Origin of the sequence: Paenibacillus sp. BT-177 (genome assembly GCF_025846815.2) — a bacterium.
GTDB lineage: Bacteria > Bacillota > Bacilli > Paenibacillales > Paenibacillaceae > Paenibacillus > Paenibacillus polymyxa_C.
Map to the genome: position 1 here is coordinate 360,066 of NZ_JAOYTP010000001.1, position 18,508 is coordinate 378,573.

The 18,508-nt window shown below is 46.3% G+C and carries 18 protein-coding genes; 1 reads left to right on the forward strand and 17 read right to left on the reverse strand.

The window, feature by feature from the left end; all coding sequences use genetic code 11:
• Positions 1-58: 58 nt before the first annotated feature.
• The 13 genes from OIU26_RS01820 to OIU26_RS01880 all read right to left on the reverse strand — a co-directional run bounded on the left by OIU26_RS01820 (position 59) and on the right by OIU26_RS01880 (position 14,059).
• Complete coding sequence (locus tag OIU26_RS01820) at positions 59-526, reverse strand: IDEAL domain-containing protein (protein ID WP_058829742.1); 468 nt, start codon at positions 524-526, stop codon at positions 59-61.
• A 219-nt stretch (positions 527-745) separates the two neighbouring features.
• Positions 746-3,034 carry a thiamine pyrophosphate-dependent enzyme gene (locus OIU26_RS01825; RefSeq protein ID WP_264215794.1) on the reverse strand — a complete coding sequence of 763 codons (2,289 nt, stop codon included), beginning with the start codon at positions 3,032-3,034 and terminating at the stop codon, positions 746-748.
• Positions 3,034-4,047, reverse strand: a complete 1,014-nt coding sequence (locus tag OIU26_RS01830; RefSeq protein WP_013371729.1) for a 2-oxoacid:acceptor oxidoreductase family protein — start codon at positions 4,045-4,047, stop codon at positions 3,034-3,036. Before OIU26_RS01830 ends, OIU26_RS01825 begins: the two co-directional genes overlap by 1 nt.
• Positions 4,048-4,302: 255 nt before the next feature.
• Complete coding sequence (locus OIU26_RS01835; RefSeq protein WP_013310775.1) at positions 4,303-4,737, reverse strand: peptidylprolyl isomerase; 435 nt, start codon at positions 4,735-4,737, stop codon at positions 4,303-4,305.
• A gap of 163 nt (positions 4,738-4,900) precedes the next feature.
• Entirely contained in the window at positions 4,901-6,268 is a 1,368-nt protein-coding gene (gene lysA, locus OIU26_RS01840; RefSeq protein ID WP_013371730.1) for a diaminopimelate decarboxylase, read from the reverse strand.
• 110 nt (positions 6,269-6,378) lie between these two features.
• Entirely contained in the window at positions 6,379-8,073 is a 1,695-nt protein-coding gene (locus tag OIU26_RS01845; protein WP_264215795.1) for a spore germination protein, read from the reverse strand.
• 26 nt (positions 8,074-8,099) lie between these two features.
• Positions 8,100-8,522 (reverse strand): stage V sporulation protein AB, encoded by a 423-nt coding sequence (locus tag OIU26_RS01850; protein ID WP_013371732.1) that lies wholly within the window; start codon positions 8,520-8,522, stop codon positions 8,100-8,102.
• Positions 8,519-9,160: a stage V sporulation protein AA gene (locus OIU26_RS01855; RefSeq protein ID WP_013371733.1), complete on the reverse strand. Its 642-nt coding sequence runs from the start codon at positions 9,158-9,160 to the stop codon at positions 8,519-8,521. The genes OIU26_RS01850 and OIU26_RS01855 overlap by 4 nt, the downstream gene beginning before the upstream one ends.
• A 174-nt stretch (positions 9,161-9,334) precedes the next feature.
• Positions 9,335-10,090 carry an RNA polymerase sporulation sigma factor SigF gene (gene sigF, locus OIU26_RS01860; RefSeq protein WP_013371734.1) on the reverse strand — a complete coding sequence of 252 codons (756 nt, stop codon included), beginning with the start codon at positions 10,088-10,090 and terminating at the stop codon, positions 9,335-9,337.
• 11 nt (positions 10,091-10,101) lie between these two features.
• On the reverse strand, positions 10,102-10,557 hold the full coding sequence (spoIIAB, locus tag OIU26_RS01865) for an anti-sigma F factor (protein ID WP_013310781.1): 456 nt from the start codon (positions 10,555-10,557) through the stop codon (positions 10,102-10,104).
• Entirely contained in the window at positions 10,554-10,907 is a 354-nt protein-coding gene (spoIIAA, locus tag OIU26_RS01870; protein WP_013310782.1) for an anti-sigma F factor antagonist, read from the reverse strand. The genes spoIIAB and spoIIAA overlap by 4 nt, the downstream gene beginning before the upstream one ends.
• Before the next feature lie 96 nt (positions 10,908-11,003).
• Positions 11,004-12,197, reverse strand: a complete 1,194-nt coding sequence (locus OIU26_RS01875; RefSeq protein ID WP_013371735.1) for a D-alanyl-D-alanine carboxypeptidase family protein — start codon at positions 12,195-12,197, stop codon at positions 11,004-11,006.
• A 221-nt stretch (positions 12,198-12,418) separates the two neighbouring features.
• Positions 12,419-14,059 (reverse strand): glycoside hydrolase family 55 protein, encoded by a 1,641-nt coding sequence (locus OIU26_RS01880; RefSeq protein WP_264215796.1) that lies wholly within the window; start codon positions 14,057-14,059, stop codon positions 12,419-12,421.
• 203 nt (positions 14,060-14,262) lie between these two features.
• On the opposite strand from OIU26_RS01880, the gene OIU26_RS01885 reads away from it, so the two are divergent.
• The gene (locus tag OIU26_RS01885; protein WP_264215797.1) at positions 14,263-15,474 is read left to right on the forward strand and encodes an O-antigen ligase family protein; all 1,212 of its coding nucleotides are present in this window, start codon (positions 14,263-14,265) and stop codon (positions 15,472-15,474) included.
• A gap of 122 nt (positions 15,475-15,596) precedes the next feature.
• Here the strand turns inward: OIU26_RS01885 and OIU26_RS01890 are convergent, their stop codons facing one another.
• The 4 genes from OIU26_RS01890 to OIU26_RS01905 all read right to left on the reverse strand — a co-directional run bounded on the left by OIU26_RS01890 (position 15,597) and on the right by OIU26_RS01905 (position 18,449).
• Positions 15,597-16,421 carry a purine-nucleoside phosphorylase gene (locus OIU26_RS01890; protein ID WP_264215798.1) on the reverse strand — a complete coding sequence of 275 codons (825 nt, stop codon included), beginning with the start codon at positions 16,419-16,421 and terminating at the stop codon, positions 15,597-15,599.
• 72 nt (positions 16,422-16,493) lie between these two features.
• A complete protein-coding gene (xerD, locus tag OIU26_RS01895) occupies positions 16,494-17,438 on the reverse strand; it encodes a site-specific tyrosine recombinase XerD (protein WP_264215799.1) in 945 nt (314 codons plus the stop codon).
• 105 nt (positions 17,439-17,543) lie between these two features.
• Positions 17,544-17,786, reverse strand: a complete 243-nt coding sequence (locus tag OIU26_RS01900; protein WP_013371741.1) for a YqzK family protein — start codon at positions 17,784-17,786, stop codon at positions 17,544-17,546.
• A gap of 165 nt (positions 17,787-17,951) precedes the next feature.
• Positions 17,952-18,449, reverse strand: coding sequence for a Fur family transcriptional regulator (locus OIU26_RS01905; RefSeq protein ID WP_264215800.1), 498 nt, complete (start codon positions 18,447-18,449; stop codon positions 17,952-17,954).
• Positions 18,450-18,508 lie beyond the last annotated feature (59 nt).

The window sequence follows — 18,508 nt, forward strand, 5'->3', positions numbered from 1 at the left end:
AATTGAATTAACATTAAACTTGTTACGTATATTAGCACCGACTTCAAAAAAAAGCAAGTTATCTAATAGAAGCTCCTGCTTTGGTTTTGACATATTGGCTGGAGAGTTCTTCAAACCAGGTTTTATCATTCATATGAAGTGCCAGATCAATCAGATCGGCCAGTTCGTCGACTCCAAGCTGTGTATCATGGTCAAAGGTAATAACGGCCGAAGCAACAGGTCCTCGCTCTCCCTCAGAACATGCTTCATAATCCAGTCGCACATCCACATGCCCATCAATAAACTCGCATTTTAGAAAATAAATAATTTCACACATTAAAATAGGGCGCACTTGTGTTTCTAACACACAATCCATCACCTTGGCAGAATAATGCTGGTTCGTCAGCGTGAATTTGTGTTCTGTTGCCGCCAGCGATGCTCGTCCAAAATCATCCGTAAACTTGAGTTCCACTGGCGTAATGTTCATAACCTTGGGGATTTGCTTCTTTATAATTTCAATTATTTCAACTGTATTCAGCTTAATCATTACCTGCACCTCATTGCATCTTAAAATTCAGAAGAAAACTTTATAACATGCCTTCTATAGGCCTCCACTCCTATATCGGAAATCATTACCTGTTTTTTTATGCCTCAGTCCATAAACGCAAAAAAAGATTCCTTGCGCAGCAAGCGCAAGGAATCTCAATCGAACTGGTGCCGAAACAGCGGCTAACAATGTTACACGATTATTATGCAAAAAACAGAATTATAACTCCGAAATTTCATGTTTCTTTTTCAGGATAGTCCAGCGACGCTCAATCTCCTGCTCAAAGGTAGCCAGCGTTGCTTCCTCTTTGAGAAGATGCTTCGTTTTACCCATTAGTTTTAACCATTCTGCGGCTGGAATCCGTTTTCCCTTGTCTTCCGGATTGTACGTAATCGTCGTACTTCCCTGCTCGATTTCATACAAAGGAAAGAAGCAAGACTCGACTGCGGCGCCCACGATGTTAGTACCCAGTCTGTCTTCGGATTTCCAGTTGAGTGGGCAGGCGCAAAGAATTTTACCATATGCCGTACCCACGTTGTTGGCATACCATTGAGCCTTGGCGGCTTTGCGCAGCATATCCTGCGGATGACTTTCGGCTGCTGTAAAGGCATACGGGATGTTACAGGCGGCCATGATTTGCACGGTATCCTTATGATGCCCTTGCTTCCCTTTTTGCATTTTCCCTACACCCGACGTACTGGTCATATGCCCCATTGGAGTGGAGTACGATTGCTGCGAACCTGTATTCATGTACCCCTCGTTGTCATATTCCAGCATAATCAGTTTATGGTTACGCAGAGCCGCACCAATCGCAGAACCCATACCAATGTCCATCCCGCCGTCACCACTGATCATGATAAAGGTCGGATCATCCGACATCTCAATTTCATTACGTCGCTTCATCTCCATGTAAGCTTCCAGCGCACCTGAAAGGGTAGCGGCCCCGTTTTGAAAAAGATTGTGGATCATCGGTTGCTTGTGTGATGTATATGGATACCCTGTCGTCACCACATAAACGCAGCCAGTCTGGAACAGTACGACAATATCGCCTTCAATTCCTTTAAAAAATAGCTCAAGCGCAGACAAGGCTCCACAACCAGGACAAGCCCCATGCCCTGGTGTAAGACGACGTGGTTTGGTTGTCAACGAACGCAGAGGTGGTACCTTGACTTTGAGCTTCCCAGTCGCCTCGTCCGGCGTAACCTGAATCAGACCCGTACGATATGCATTGCCACGTGGTGGCTGCATGACTTGCGGCATCACTTTGTCCGGTGAACCCGGATTAATCCCGTAATAATCAAAGGGCTTTTCCGCTCGTCCAGCCTCTGCCGCCTGAATCGCAAGCTGGAAGAACGCCTCTGCATCTTCCGCATAAAAATCCTTACCACCCAAGCCAAAGATACGGCTTAATACGATGGTTTGGTTCAATGGGTCCTCTTGTAACGCCGCCTTGATTTCATGCGTCAAGTTACCACCATCTGACCCGTACGAATCTGCACGTTCACCCACCAACAGCGCCTTGACATGGCGCAATGCCTCCCGCAGTTGTGCAGCTGGGAATGGCCGGATGATATTCGGACGAATCACACCGGCTTTAATGCCTCGCGTGCGGAGTTGATCTGCCACATCCTTGGCCGATTCAGCCGCCGAATTCAGCAAAAATACCGCAACCTCAGCATCCTCCATATGATACAGATCCAAAATCGGATATTCCCGACCGGATAAAGCGGCATATTCTGCTGCTACCTGCTCATATACTCCTTCTGAAAGCTTCAACGCTTCGGACAGTTGAACGTGATTATTCGTCAGATCATCGCCGTTCATATGCGCACCCACAGTGACAGGATGATCAAAATCCGTAATATTCGGATAATTTAGGTTCGGGTTGGGGCCTACAAAATCGCGCACGGTCTCTGCATCGGCAAAATATTGCACTTTACGTTTTTGATGGGACGTATAAAAACCGTCGTATGCGACCATTACAGGCAACCGTACATCGCTATGCTCTGCAATTTTCAGGGCCATAATGTTCATATCATACACAGCCTGTGGCGTACTTGCCGTCAAAATGACCCAGCCTGTATTCAAACCATAATACAGGTCCGAATGATCCCCCCGAATATCCAAGGGACCACTGACAGCTCTTGTCACCAGATTCATAACCATAGGAAAACGGGTACCCGACTGAACAGGCAACTGCTCCAGCATGTATAGGAAACCTTGCGAACTGGTAGCGTTCACAACCCGCGCTCCTGCTGCCGCAGCTCCATAACAAATCCCTGCCGATCCGTGTTCTCCATCTGCTGCAACCAGCTTAATATTATGCTGACCACGCGTTTTCATTTGATCCAGATACTGTGCTACCTCAGTCGATGGCGTAATCGGGAAATATCCCATCATATGATAATTGATCTGCGCAGCCGCTGTAGCTGCCATTTCATTACCGGATTCGAATGTTGTCACTTGTGCGGCGCCCGTCTGTTTGAGTTCTTCCTCTAGCTTTGCCATTACGCACGCCCTCCTTCATATACTGGAAATTGGTGGGCAACGCGATTCTGCTCCGCCCAGCCCCATTGTTCGCGACGCGAGCTTAATGCCCCCGACGGGCAAATATCTACACACTTCAGACACCCTTTGCAATACTGGTAATCAATCCCTTGCAAAAACGGCATCATTCTTCCGCGTTTGTCTGCTTGCTCTTCCCATACAAAGCAGTAATCCGGGCAAATCGAATCACACTTGGCACAATGAGTACATTTATCAGCTTCATACTCAGGTACATAACCCTGACGTGAACCACTAACATCTTTCGTCATGCTGTTGCCCTGAGTTGCAATAACGCCCCCCAGCAATTGAGTTTCGTACCCTAGCAAAGGCTGCGGACGTTCAAAAACCCGATCCTGCGCATCAGCAGTAACCGGATATACATGTAGTTGCATTTCTTCAAAACCACGATTAAACGTACGCAGATTAGGTTCCACTAATTGTGGATTTTTCTTTTCAAAAGTACTGCGAATAACCGATCTCATTGCTTCCGGGTCCAGGAAATCACAGACACGGAACAAGGCACCTAGCATGGACGTATTTAGTTTGGTCCGCTCTTCCAGTGCGATGCCCATCGCATCCACCACTGCTAATGTACCGGATACCAGTCCCAAATCAGCCCGTATTTCTTCTGCCGGACGTGTGGAATTTACCACTACAATCCCATCTGCTGGCAGGCCGCTGATTACATTTACCGTTTTGTATAACGTTTCATGGAAAATGCCTACCACATGCGGTTGCTCGATCGGACTGTGATCGCGAATATCCACCTCCGGCTCACAGAAGCGAACAAAGCTTTTAACTGGAGATCCCTTCTTTTCCGAACCGTAGGATGAGAAATTTGAAGCATTCAGTCCCAGACCAAGCACCCCAGTTTCGGCCAACATTTTGCCAGCCAGATTTGCGCCGAGCCCACCAATGGATTCCAGCCGGATTTCAAAAAATCCGAGTCGATTTGTGCGCGTTAAAATAGACAATGTGATAAGCCCCCTTCTTTTCCAACTCTTACTAAGCTTGAATACTCATATAAAATAAATGGAAAATGCATTCTTATGAAAAGGCTATCACAACACTTACTTTTCGAATGTGATCTTACGCACTGTAATACCTACGTGATTGTAAAAATCAGCAAACCGTCAAACAAAAGACAACAAAAGCCGCCCTGTCCAAAGACAGAACGGCTTAGGTGCAACGCTATTTAAAAAAATTCAAATCATGCATGTAATGGTAAATTACACGTCAAATACTTTAACCTCTTTCATTTTGTCGCCTTGTTTTACAGCATCAATGAATTCCATACCTTTGGTTACTTTACCAAATACAGTATGTACTCCATCTAAATGCGGCTGTGGAGCGTAGCAAATAAAGAATTGACTGCCACCTGTGTTGCGACCTGCATGAGCCATGGACAGAACGCCTTTGGCATGCTTGGTTGTATTCGTAGCTGTTTCACAGTCAATGGTGTAGCCAGGACCGCCAGTACCATTACCGATCGGACAACCCCCTTGAGCAACAAAGCCCGGGATGACACGGTGGAAGCTCAAACCATTGTAGTAACCGCTGTTTGCCAGCTTTTCAAAGTTAGCAACGGTGTTTGGAGCTTCTTCTGGGAAAAAGTCAATTTCGACGATACCGCCGTTTTCAAGATCTATTCTACCTTTTTTCATTGTTTGTATCTCCTTTTCAACCTGTTTTGAGAACTAAATAACATCAAGTTCCAGTTTACTATGAATTGGCGCGCTTAGCAAAGCCTTGTCCAAAAAAAAGGGGCCATTGTCCCCGGTTTATTATTACCGACGCAATGGCCTGCTTGAATTTTAAATTCCACAATCAGGACGAAACCGTAATCTTGGCATTGGGCTGAACCACTGAACTGGCTTGATCACGAACCAAGCGCTGTGGCAAAACATCATTGCGAACGATATCCTCGTAGGTTTCCCGACGCACTACCAGCTCGGCCTCACCGTTGTTGACAAATACAACTGCTGGTCGGCGTATCCGGTTATAATTGCTCGCCATGGAGTAATTATAAGCTCCGGTTGAGGCAACAGCGAGCAAGTCTCCGCTATTCGGGCGAGGCAGTTCTACATCCCAAATAAGCATATCGCCGCTTTCACAGCATTTGCCTGCAATGGACACTGTCTCTTCGTTCGCATCTTGGGCTCGATTAGCCAGCATTGCTTCATACTTGGCCTGATACAGTGCAGGACGTGGATTATCTGTCATTCCGCCGTCTACAGAAACGTATTTACGAACCTGCGGAATATCCTTGATGCTTCCTACCGTATACAAGGTTGTACCTGAATCACCTACAATACTGCGTCCCGGCTCAATCCAAATTTCTGGAAGTTCATCGTAAAGCCCTGAAAAATGAGTTTTTACCGCTTCGCCGATAGCCTGTACATAGGTGGATAGTTTCAGCGGTGTGTCCTCCTCTGTGTAACGGATACCAAATCCCCCACCGAGATTAATCACCTTGAAGGAATACTGAAGCTGTTCTTTAATCTCCCTGCAAAAAACTGCGACCCGCTCGGCAGCCATTTGGAAGCCATTGACTTCGAAGATTTGCGAGCCGATATGAGAATGTACTCCCAGCAGATTAAGATGATCCAGCTTGATAGCCTGTTCCACCGCTTGACGGGCTGTGCCATTCGCAATGTCAAAACCAAATTTTGAATCTTCTTGACCTGTGGCCATATATTCATGCGTATGCGCCTCAACCCCCGGCGTAACCCGCAGTAAAATATTGACCTGTTGTCCTTTTTCAGAGGCGAGAGCCTGTAACAAATGCAATTCCATTTTGCTATCAACGACAAAGCAGCCAATTTGAGCCTCTAACGCCATTTCAATTTCTTCCGGCGTCTTGTTATTGCCATGAAAATGGATTCGTTCTGCCGGGAATCCTGCTTGCAGCGCCGTGAACAGCTCTCCGCTGGAAACAACGTCGAGCGACATCCCTTCTTCAGCAGCTAAAGCGCACATTGCCATAACACAAAATGCTTTGCTTGCATAAGCCACTTGAAACTTTAAACCGGTCTCACGAAATGCTTCTATAAATTCCCGGCAGCGCCGGCGGACTAACTGTTCGTCTACAATATATAGCGGCGTGCCAAAACGCTCTTTCAAAAGCGTGGTATCACATCCGCCAATCTCCAAATGTCCATTGCTGTTAATTTTACTGCTTCCATGCAAATACATGTTCTGGCGCCTCTCTTTCTGGAACAAGCTAGTCATATTCCATCGAATGTTTACACCAGTATAGCAAAAAAAACATCAAGCACAATGGATTTTTATGCAGATCATTTACATTAATGCTCCTGTCCATTGCCTGAGTTCGAATCTGTGTTGGCATCCGTATGGGGCATACGCGTATTGTCCCTCGTTTTATTAAATGACGGGCGGTTAGGCGCATCAAGTACAGGCATACGGAACAAGATGGAAGCTAACGCTTTGGCATTAAAAGGAATAAACGGCCACAAATACGAAGAATTATATGACCGATGCAGTGTCAGCATCAAAATGATCAGTGTCGTGCCCACGACAAAGCCTGGTACGTGAAAAATAGCAACAGCAATCAGCAGGAATAGTCGAATCAGTCTATTCGCGAGCCCCAACTCATAGCTTGGTGTCGCGAACATTCCTATGGCAGCAACAGCCATGTACAATACGACTTCATTTACGAACAGCCCCGTCTTAACCGCTATATCACCAACCAGAATCGCTGCAATCAACCCCATGGCGGAAGCCAATGGTGTCGGAGTATGCACAGCTGCCATTCGCATAAGATCGACCCCTAGTTCCACAATGATAAACTGGGCAATCAGCGGAAAATGCGCTTCCTTTTGAGGGCCGATAAAATCGAGAAACGCCGGTTTTAATTCGGGATTGATAACCATTAGTAGCCACATCGGAAGCAGAAACATCGAGGCGAATATGCCTATAAAACGTACCCAGCGTAAATAGCTACCCATAAAAGCGGTTTGCCGATTCTCTTCTGCATGCTGGCACAGGTCAAAAAAAGTGGTAGGCAAAATCATTACGCTGGGTGAGGTATCAACGAAAATAACGAGCCTTCCTTCCATAATATGCGAAGCTACAACATCTGGTCGCTCTGAATATCGTACTAATGGATATGGATTCCAACCTTTATTGATAATCGTCTCCTCTAATTGCTTATCAGCCAGTGGAATACCATCCAGATTAACATTTTTAATTTTGTCTCGTACCGTATCCACCATAACCTTATCCACAATATCATCAATGTAGCCCAAGCATACATCTGTTCGAGTTCGGCGTCCGACCTGCATGGCCTCGAATTTAAGTCCGGGGTCTCGCAAACGCCGACGCACTAAACCTACATTTGTAAGCATCGTTTCAGTAAAACCATCACGTGCACCGCGCACAACTCTCTCCAAGGAAGGTTCTTCTGGGCTCCGTACAGGGTAATTACGAGTATCCAGAATAACAGCAAAACGCTCGCCTTCCATGAAGAGAGCACTCATTCCCGTCAGTACCTTGTTTATAACAACGGACATCTTATCCGTCTTCTCCACCTGTATATGTGGAATAAAATTTTCGAAATACGCTTGGAGTCCAGCTGAAGTCATGTCATTCGGCGTCAGATAGGTGAGCCGCTTTAGCACCTCAAGCATGATCTGATCCTTGGCAAAGGTATTCAGGAACAAATACCCGATATGGCGGCCACCTGTTGTCATTTCCCTAAATACAACATCAAAGGTTTCTCCCAAACCCAATACCATCTTAAGGGTTTCACGATTTTCCTTCATCTTTGGCGAAATATCATCCTCAATCTGCCAATAACGAATGGATTCCTCTACATTATCAGAACGCTCGCTTTCTTTTTTGTGCTTAAGACGGGCGGCTTCCTGCTCCTGCTTTTGCTTCCAGGAGCCCAAACTTTCCCCGTCAGTATGATTTTCCTTTCCAATTGCTCCGTCTCCATGATAATGCTCCTGCTGATCCTGATCCGTTCTGTGATCCATACTTCTTGCCCCCTTCTCTTTCACTATTAACGGTTGTATACAAACCAATCAAATAAGGAACCCGTTACCTTGCCAAGCACCATTGCCATTAACAGACCGAACATGTATACAGTCATATGGAGTCGCTTGGCCAGTATGGGCAGGAGATTCAGCACCTCTGTTAGAGCCGCGGCGAGCAAGCCAATAAACACTCCGCAAAACAAACCAGGTATCCATGTAAATATGCCCGGTAATGGCAAGCAGATGTTCCAAAAATCGGCCACGGTTCCCACCACTGAACCTAAAATCATCGCCTTTTCGTATGCACGTGATTTTTTATACGTCCGGGTGAGTTGTGCTAATCGCGGCATAATATCCAGCACAATAAAAAAAGCAATCACACCGCTACCTACCGCCAGCCCCCCAGCGATACCCAAAATAATCTGAAGTGCAGCCTGTACAAATATCATGGTTTCTTATCCTTTGGCTGCAAACGAGCCATCTTTTCATACTCCTCTGCCACAACATACTGATCCACATTTTCCTGATACAGATACATTTCCACCTCCAGTGGCGTCGGCTCCTCATTCCATTTTTTCTTGAACAAGTGATTAAAAAATACGATCATACCAAAGCCGATGCCGATCGAGTAAGCAATTTGGAACAAGTACGGGTGCTCATCCTTTTGTCCCGTAATCATTTCTACAATCCGAACCTGTACCTCCATCATGCTAACGTCAGCATGAAAGTTCATAATCGTCAGCGCAGAGCCAAAAAACAGAAGTAACCATACCAACACGAACAGTATTTTGGATGGCTTACGGGGTCTCTCCACGAGTTCCACAAGTACATGCGGTTTCCCGAGAGATTCAACTACAACTCCCGGAATATGATCTCTAATTTTTGATATGATCTGTAGCATGTCCACCAGTATCAGGTTACCATCCTGCTTCTGCGGCCGCTTGAGAACAAGTTCAAGCAGATCCTTTTCCCATTCGGGCTCCGTCAGCAGATGGGCTACATCGCCCAAATGTAAATCCTGCCCTTGGATCATACGCACACGGCTGCGGAGCCGCAAATAGACAATAGGAGCCGGACTATGATTCATCCGATTCCCTCCTTATCCTCGTAATTACCGATTAGTATGGAGTGAAGCAAGCAAACCTATTCTGTGTATTGTCTTTTGTCGCACGCAAAAAAGAGTACTCCTGGCCATTAAAATGGCTTTGGAATACCCTTTAAAATGCGTAAGCATAAAGTTTTACTAAAATCCTGCCCATTATTATTGGGCAATCTGATCGCGGATCAGTTGTAAAATCTTTTTTTCCAATCGTGATACCTGCACCTGAGAAATACCAAGACGACTTGCAACCTCTGATTGAGTCTGATCCCGATAATAACGCAAGTACACAATCAATCGCTCCCGCTCAGATAATCCGTCAATGGCCTCATTCAGCGCCAGCTTGTCGAACCATCTTTCCTGTGATTCGTCGGCAATCTGATCCATAAGTGTAATCGGGTCCCCGTCATTTTCAAACACTGTTTCGTGAATCGAGGTAGGAGGCTTATTCGCCTCCTGCGCAAAAACAACATCCTCCGGTGTCACTCCAAGCTCATCAGCAACCTCCTTGACTGTAGGCAGGCGATTGAGCCGTTTGGATAGCTCGTCCTTCATTTTGCGGACCTTATTGGCTGTTTCCTTCAAGGAACGGCTAACCTTGAGTGTACCGTCATCTCGAAGGAACCGTTGAATTTCACCGATAATCATAGGTACCGCATACGTTGAAAATTTGACTTCGTAGCTGAGATCGAATTTATCCACCGATTTTAACAATCCGATGCAACCAATTTGAAAAAGATCGTCAGGTTCATACCCCCGGTTCATAAAGCGCTGCACGACAGACCAGACGAGCCGGATATTACTATTGACCAGTGTCTCACGAGCATCATTATCACCAGATTGGCTCAGTGCAATAAGCCGCTTGACCTCTGTATCCTCCAAATAGCTGTGCGAAGTTTTTTTTCCTCCTGCTTCCATAGGATCAACTCCTAATTATATAAAGCTTTCTTGGATTCAATCCTTTTCTTCATCCGGACCGACGTGCCTCCGCCCGGCTCACTGACTGCTTCGAACTCATCCATAAAATTTTCCATAATCGTAAAGCCCATGCCAGAGCGTTCCAATTCAGGCTTGGACGTATAGAGAGGCTGCTTGGCCAGCTCCAGATCCTCAATTCCCCGTCCTGCATCCTCAACGACTAACGTGATCACGTCCGCTTCAATCCCAACTTTAATCGTTACAACACCTGACGGATCGCTGTCATAACCGTGAATAATACTGTTTGTCACCGCTTCAGACACGACGGTCTTCAAATCGCTAAGCTCATCCATCGTGGGATCAAGCCTGGAAATAAAGGCTGCCACAGCCACGCGGGCAAATGCTTCATTTTCCGATTTGGCGGCAAACTGCAAGCTCATGAAATTGTTCCCCGTGCCTTCTCTCATGACACAACCTCCAATTCCGTGAGCGCATTTCCCTCGTTGTCATAGATGGGCATGATTTTAAATAAGCCTGACATATCCAGCAGTCGATGTACCGGCGGATTGACATCACAGACTGCCATTTTCCCGCCCTTTTGCTTGATCAGTTTGTATCGTCCCAAGATAACGCCAAGGCCGGAACTATCCATAAACTGAAGATTCTTCAGGCTGAGCACGATATGCTCGCATTGCCGGCGTTGAATCGCCTCATCCATTTGCATACGGACCATATCTGACGTATGGTGATCAAGTTCACCAGACAGCCTTACAATAAGTACTCCCCGGTGATGCTCCATTTCAATTTGCAGGTTCATGCTTGCTCACTCTCCTCCCGGTCTTGGACAAGGATTTCTACGTAGTCGCAGACGATTCCTGCCCTCCGACAAAACTAGAAGAAAACCCCGTAAAATCTACAAAGAAAATAGGTTTGACATGGTACGTTTAAACAATTTCCACCAGCCGGCCTTCTCGATCGCCACAGGCGAAGTGATATTAAACTCCTTAAGACGTTGTCCATCCTGATAGACGACCAGCTTACCAACGGGGTCACCCACCCGGACAGGAGCTTTAAGGCTTGGAGTCAGTTGCAACTCGTGACGCAGTGTTTGTTTGTTGCCGCCTTTTTTCACCAGCACACTGTAAGAACGGTCCGCCTGAATTTCCAGCTCTGGTAATACACCTTTTTCAACTTTTACACTGCCCAGCTTTTCACCTGGTTTATATATGGATTTCATTGTATATTGAGAAAATGCGTAGTCGAACATGGAAGAAACCTCATTGTTGCGTATCTTCGTGTTCGGCTCACCGAGTACGACAGCTACGACACGTAAGCCATCACGCTTCGCCGTAGCGGAAAGGCAGAACTTTGCTTCTGACGTATAGCCCGTTTTCAGACCGTCTGCTCCGGTATAGAAGCGAACAAGCTTATTCGTATTCACCAGCCAAAAGGGCTTGACCGAGGATTTGCGCAAATAGTCCTGATATGCTCCCGTATATTTCGTAATTTGTGGATATTTCAACAGTTCCCGGCTCATAACCGCAATATCATGCGCAGAGGAATAGTGATTTTCTACGGGTAAACCGTTGCAATTGGCAAAATGCGTATCTTTGAGTCCGAGCTGCTGCACCTTGGCATTCATCATCTCGACAAAAGCCTGTTCAGACCCTGCAATTTTCTCCGCCATCGCTACAGAGGCGTCGTTGCCCGAAGCCATCGCAATTCCCTTCAGCATCTCATCGACCGTCATTTCTTCTCCCGGCTCCAAGAAAATTTGCGAGCCTCCCATTGAAGACGCATACTCACTGGCCCGTACTTTATCGGTCAGCTTGAGCTTGCCATCATGAATGGCCTCCATTGTTAGCAGCATCGTCATGATCTTAGTGATGCTTGCTGGAGGAAGCTTTTCACGACTGTTTTTTTCATAGATGACTGTGCCTGTATCTGCATCCATCAAGATCGCCGAAAGAGCCTCGGGAGCCAGCTCAGCTGCTGATCCTACTTTGGTTTTGCTTTCAGGTCTGCTTTCTTCGGCCCAACCGCCGACAGGGACGGCAGTCAAGGCTACCAGACAAGCCAGGATGAACGCCACCACTTTTTTCTTCACAATCGGTCCCCTCCTCAACATATTGGCGTAAAGCATCGGAGCCCATTTACTGATCTCCCCGATCTATTCGCGTGCTGCTAACCATTGTCGTCAGATTGAAAGAAAAATATTCCATATGAATAAAAACATCAAATAGCACCAAGCTGAGCCAGCATGGTGCTATTTTCCAATCTATAAATGACACAACATGTATCGTCTGTAACAGGATCTATAAAAATCGTTCAAATCCGGCTAACGGTGAGGTATGTAATACCTCCACCCGGTAAAATATCCACTGCATTTTGACTAAACACCCGTATATCAATAAAAGAATTCGCTTCAAGTCTAAGTTCCATTGCTCCACTCAATGCACCATAGTTCAGCCCGCCAATCACCCTGTCATCGAGATATGCATAGGCAGAACTTCCGGCAAGCTGCTCATCATTCAGGTGAAGTGCCAGCCGTGTCCGGTTACCATCTACTTGGGGATCGGTCGAAACGTAGACTTGTATTCTGTATTTCCCAGCTCGCTTGGCTCGCCACCGACTATTCGAACCATCGAATTCGGTCAACTCATCATGATTGATTTGATTGAACCTTACTTTCTGCCAGCTACCTGCAGGGATATTTTGCCTTGAACCAAGGTAGGCTTTGACAAAGGTTTCATTCAAATGTTCAAAACCATTATTCGAATATTTCTCTACGAGTAACAACGCTTGCCCTGTCCCATTATTCTCGTCATAACGATGATTGCTATAACTAAAATCCAAATGTGAGCGAAGTGTCACCTGCTGTGTGGAGGAGCTACCAGAGAAACAAATAAGCTGTTTTAGATTACGGGGATATCCGCCCACCTCGTCCACCAAAACTTTTTTGCCAATGACCACATCCACAAAATAATTGCACACTGATTGGGTGTCATCGTATTTGTCTGCTATCGCCAAAATAGAGTCGCGCAAGGCAACATTTTTGGTTTCTTTCGTAGCACCAATTTGAATAAAAGAAGGTACTGTCACCTTGTGTTCTCTGCTTAGTCCCTCAAACCAGCAGCCTATAAATTCTGCATTCATAAAATCATTTATTAGAATGGGAATATCACTGGAGCTCCCATCCTTAATGTGCTGGCTAGCCATGAATCTCGCCCCGTTAGAACTATTTAGGTCCAGCGCCGTATCGTTTCCGAGCGTAAAAAGCGCAATGCTTGTAAACTGTGAACTTCTGTTCTGCAAGTGAATCCCTATTTTATTGTAATTTATCTCCGTGCATTTAAATAAGTTCACATCACTTTCATAGCCCCAAAAAGCCGTTTCAAAATGCTCAATCAACACGTTATCCAGGACAACGCCGCCGCCCTTCCAATCCTGAATGCCCAAAGTACCTTTGCCATAATACCCGCGCTTCACTGACTGCGAAAACGGATTATTTAAGGTAGCTCTGTCGGTCCCTTCGTACCGGATCGATAAGTCATGGAACTGCACATTTTGAAAGCCACTAAACGATGGCAGACTTTCGTCTCCAATTTGGAAACAAGGACCCGTACCATAATATTCAATCGACGTAACTCCCTTACCCTGTCGGTATCTGCCCTTATGAATCCCAAAAATGCGCATACCCTGCTTCCGAATCTGAAGGGTAGATGTTATTTTGTATCGGCCACTGGGGATGTGAAGAATGGAGTAATCGGGGGTCTTGTTAATCAATTCTTGCATAGCTGCCGTGTCGTCCTGAATACCATCACCAGCAGCTCCAAACCAGCTTACGTTTACACTGCGTTCCATGAATTCTTTTTCAATGGCTTTAAAATTGTCATTTAACTGCTGAGGCGTTAACTCTTTGCCCGTACCACTCAAATTCAACTTCAATCGGTCTGTAAAATCTGCCACCCAAACACCCCCATTGTTAAAAACGTGAAAATACTTTCAGACTATGCCCGAAGAATTCTTCATTTTCTTAGCATGGACTGAGTATATGCACAATAAGGCTTGCTCTAGGATCGTGAAAAATGAAAATAAATATTTTATTATGATTGTACAAGAAGATACATTTTGTATATTATAGATACATAACGTATCTAGGCGGTGAAACCGTGAAACACATACTCACAGTAGCCGGTTTACTGGCTTTCTCGATCCCCTTTGCCTGTCAGGGTTTGTCTCCCAGAGTGATCACGATTTCCCTGCTTATCTTGTTGTTTAGCTACACCATGCTTCTGCCTTCACTCAAGTCATTAATCGCAACCCTAGCTGATAATCCGTTGCTGACTTTACTCATGATGTACATCGCCGCCTCCTGTATATGGGCTGAACAAGAGCAGACTTCTTCCGTGCTCATGGTTCTCAAATTTATTGCCTTCTCTACCTTTGGACTTTATCTGGTCACCCATTATACAACACAGGGCTGCATACGCCTCTTAGTCGTTACATTAAGTATCCTGAGCGTACTCAATCTACTCGCCGTTGTACTCGTTCCTTCCTTTGCCATTCATGGCGGTATAGAACATACTGGACTGTGGAAGGGAATCTCCGGCCATAAAAATACACTTGGAACCCTCTCTCTGTTAAGTTTTGTTTCACATGTCATTTATTTTTTCAGGGGCACACGCAAAGCTTTACATATTGGCTTCATCTTACTCAATGCCTTATTACTCATCGAATGCCAATCTACCACCTCATTGGTGCTGACATCTTCACTGTTCGTATTTATTTTGTTTATATTGCTATTCAAAAGAATTCGAAGCATCGCGTTGCGGGGGTTCTTTGTTAGCTGTTCCTGCCTACTTGTTCTTTTGGGTTTGGCACTTACCTTTACTTATGGAGATGCGATTGCCTCGGAATTCGGAAAAACAACAACCTTAACCGGAAGAACGGAAATCTGGCAGGGAATTGATGGTGCTATTCAGAGCCACTACTGGTTCGGCCATGGTTATGGCTCCTTCTGGGCAGCCCGGCCCAGCATTTATGCGAACGGCATCCGCTTTGATCTGACCAGCAGCCATAGCGGCTTTCGAGATCTGTGGATCGATGTGGGTCTCATAGGACTACTCGCAACGGTTATACTCGTCGTAACTACCTTATTTAAATTCAGAATTGGCAAAACAGATATGTATACTTGGCTGACGGCAGCCGTCTTCTTCCTGTTCATCGTGTTAAACAATATAACGGATAGCCGTTTTCTGAACTCATTATCCATCTACTGGATTATATTCATGGTCATTGTGATCAAGGTGCAAGAGCGACATAGACTAACTGTAGCAGAAAAAGCGAATACAGCTGCATGGAGCACACGCCCTCTTCACTAGGCAATCTTACTCAGCTCAACCGCGGTATGTAAAAGAACCCCGTATCCCACGCCATCAAAAGGCGCTCGGATATGGGGTTCTTTGAATATAACCACCGTTTCGAATGGAAAATTATACTTAATCTACATTTGTGGAATAATCGCCAGTACCAATTTCAGAAATTGTTCACGTACCTTCTCTGCCGTCTCCATCACTTCATCATGAGACAAAGGCTGGTCCAGAATGCCTGCAGCCATATTAGTGATACAGGAGAAGCCTAGTACCTCAATCCCCGCATGACGAGCTACAATAACTTCAGACACGGTCGACATCCCTACTGCATCTGCCCCCAGTGTACGCAGCATAACGATTTCAGCAGGCGTCTCATAGTTGGGCCCCAGCAATCCGGCATATACACCTTCCTGCAGGCTGAAGCCTTGTTGGGTAGCTGTTTGTTTGGCAATTTCACGCAAGCGGCGGCTGTATGCCTCTGACATGTCTGGGAAGCGAACACCCAGAGCAGCATCGTTCGGTCCAATCAGCGGATTTTGTCCGGTCAGATTCAGATGGTCCGAGATGACCATCAGATCGCCCGCTTTGTAGGAAGTGTTTACACCACCTGCCGCATTTGTCACGAGCAGGCTTTGAATCCCGAGCTGCTTCATTACCCGAACAGGAAAAGCCGTCAGTTGCGGGCCATAGCCCTCATACATATGAAAGCGCCCCTTCATCATGACGACAGCGCGACCTTCAATAGTGCCTAACAGTAACTCCCCCTCGTGGCCTTCTACCGTTGATACGGGAAAATGGGGAATATCCTGATAGGGTATACTAACTCCATCTTGAATCAAATCTGCCAAAATACCGAGGCCCGATCCCAGAATAAGACCAATCTCTGGAGTTATTCCGCTCTTGGCACGGATATAGTCTGCTGCTTCCTGAATTGTAGCTTGGTTGGCTGTTGACATAAATATCTCTCCTGACTTGTACAATCGTAAAGTTATAGTCATTATCACATTTTCTATAATAGCAAAGCGACGTTACGTTTGATCCTTGCTATCATGAGAAGTGCGGTTGCCGCCGTGCGGGTGATGCATTTCATATACTTCCTTCATGTTCCGTCTAGCGGTCTGTGCATATACCTGCGTCGTTGATAGATCTGCATGACCCAGCATTTCCTGTACAGAGCGTAAGTCCGCTCCGCCCTCCAGCATATGTACCGCAAAGGAGTGTCGCAGCGTATGGGGCGTGATATCCTTGCTTATGCCTGCTTCCTGAGCGTACTTCTTAATTATTTTCCAGAAGCCCTGTCTACTAAGCCGCTGACCCGATACATTCAAGAACAAGGCTTCCTGCTCTGTCTGAGCCTCTTCACCCTGCCCGGGTCGCAGCAACGCTGGACGCTGCTCGTCCAAGTAAGCTTGTGCCCACTGTGATGCCTCACGACTGATCGGTACAACACGCTCCTTGCCCGCCTCACCGCCACAGTGTACAAAGCGCAAATCTATGCGCACATCACACACGTTCAGGGCAATCAGCTCTGATACGCGGATGCCGGTCGCATACAACAACTCTAGCATGGCCTTATCTCGCCCCCCTTGCGGGGCACTCACATCCGGCACTGCCAGTAAACGCTCTATTTCATCCTGTGTTAACACCGAGGGCTTCTTTTTAGTGGCCTTGGGCAGTTCCACCAGAACGGACGGGTCATGGATTGCGATTCCCTCCCGAATGAGAAAATGAAAAAAGGAGCGTATAGAGGCGACGCTACGTGAAATTGTCGCCGCGGCTTTTCCCTGTTCCTTCAGATGCCCCAAATACAGCACCAGATGTGACCGCTGTACATTGTCCGGCTGCTCAAGGCCACAGCTTTCTGCGAATTCGGCAAACTGCTGTACGTCCCGCTGATACGCTTCCAATGTGCTGCGCGACAAACCTTTTTCCTCTTCCATATATTGAACGAAAGGTTGAATATACATTTTCATGAGTTCCAAAAGTCTCCTTGTCCTGCATACAGCGATTCAAGTTGTTGCGCCTGCTTCTTCGTGTGCGGCCTTCATATCATCATCTCATCGTGAAGATTACATAGACTACTCACCATACCAATAAAAGAAACGTAAACGTTCCAACACTCCGATTCGTTGCTCGGACCCTTCATTCACTGTTTGTCCGCCAAATACCTTAACTGCATGTCCTTCCGGTATTCGGTAATGATCTACAGGTGTTATCCAATCTGTAAACAGCCTGAGGCTATAAAAGAACATACATGCCAACACCCCGAACAATATCAGCAAGCGCAGCCATTGTAGTCCTCTCCGTAATGATAGTACCATGTGGATCAGCCGCCTTCCCAAAATATAGTCCCTATGTAGGGCTCTCTATGGAAGGGTATGACAAGCTATTCCGTTTTATACCACTTGGTCCTACACAGTAAATTCCGAACCAAAAAAGCTCCCCCGAACGCGTCTTCGTCGGTGAGAGCTTGGGTAGTCAGCTTATTAATCCTGGGATTTGTTTTTCTTGGTTTTGCTCGAGGATTTCTGGGCAGTTGTATCGTTCTTCGCCTTACAACGATAACAAATACCGTGGAAGTCCAAACGATGGTCCACTACAGTAAAATTATATTCCCGTTCCAAACGCTCCTCTAACGGTCCCAGCCAATCTTCCAGTATTTCATCTACACTGCCGCACTGCACACATATCAAATGGTGGTGGTGATGTTTGGCTGTATCGCCGCGTAAGTCATAACGCGCAACGCCATCGCCAAAATTAATTTTCTCCACGACATGCAGTTCACTTAGCAGTTCTAGGGTACGGTATACGGTTGCCAGACCGATTTCGGGAGCTTTCTCTTTGACGAGCATAAATACATCTTCCGCACTCAGATGATCATCTTCGTTCTCAAGTAAAACTCTGACGGTGGCTTCCCGCTGAGGCGTTAGTTTGTAGCCCTGGGATTGCAGCTGCTGCTTAATTTTTTCGATCCGTGCTTCCATGTGTCTCCCTCCCCCTGCAAAGCTACTGCCTACTGCACTTTTTTTCACTCCTATTATTA

Bases quoted from the DNA above. Each gene is read 5' to 3' on its own strand.
- OIU26_RS01820 (WP_058829742.1), bottom strand. From the start codon at position 526: ATGATTAAGCTGAATACAGTTGAAATAATTGAAATTATAAAGAAGCAA.
- OIU26_RS01825 (WP_264215794.1), bottom strand. From the start codon at position 3,034: ATGGCAAAGCTAGAGGAAGAACTCAAACAGACGGGCGCCGCACAAGTG.
- OIU26_RS01835 (WP_013310775.1), bottom strand. From the start codon at position 4,737: ATGAAAAAAGGTAGAATAGATCTTGAAAACGGCGGTATCGTCGAAATT.
- lysA (WP_013371730.1), bottom strand. From the start codon at position 6,268: ATGTATTTGCATGGAAGCAGTAAAATTAACAGCAATGGACATTTGGAG.
- OIU26_RS01845 (WP_264215795.1), bottom strand. From the start codon at position 8,073: ATGGATCACAGAACGGATCAGGATCAGCAGGAGCATTATCATGGAGAC.
- OIU26_RS01850 (WP_013371732.1), bottom strand. From the start codon at position 8,522: ATGATATTTGTACAGGCTGCACTTCAGATTATTTTGGGTATCGCTGGG.
- OIU26_RS01855 (WP_013371733.1), bottom strand. From the start codon at position 9,160: ATGAATCATAGTCCGGCTCCTATTGTCTATTTGCGGCTCCGCAGCCGT.
- sigF (WP_013371734.1), bottom strand. From the start codon at position 10,090: ATGGAAGCAGGAGGAAAAAAAACTTCGCACAGCTATTTGGAGGATACA.
- spoIIAB (WP_013310781.1), bottom strand. From the start codon at position 10,557: ATGAGAGAAGGCACGGGGAACAATTTCATGAGCTTGCAGTTTGCCGCC.
- spoIIAA (WP_013310782.1), bottom strand. From the start codon at position 10,907: ATGAACCTGCAAATTGAAATGGAGCATCACCGGGGAGTACTTATTGTA.
- OIU26_RS01890 (WP_264215798.1), bottom strand. From the start codon at position 16,421: ATGTCAACAGCCAACCAAGCTACAATTCAGGAAGCAGCAGACTATATC.
- xerD (WP_264215799.1), bottom strand. From the start codon at position 17,438: ATGAAAATGTATATTCAACCTTTCGTTCAATATATGGAAGAGGAAAAA.
- OIU26_RS01900 (WP_013371741.1), bottom strand. From the start codon at position 17,786: ATGGTACTATCATTACGGAGAGGACTACAATGGCTGCGCTTGCTGATA.
- OIU26_RS01905 (WP_264215800.1), bottom strand. From the start codon at position 18,449: ATGGAAGCACGGATCGAAAAAATTAAGCAGCAGCTGCAATCCCAGGGC.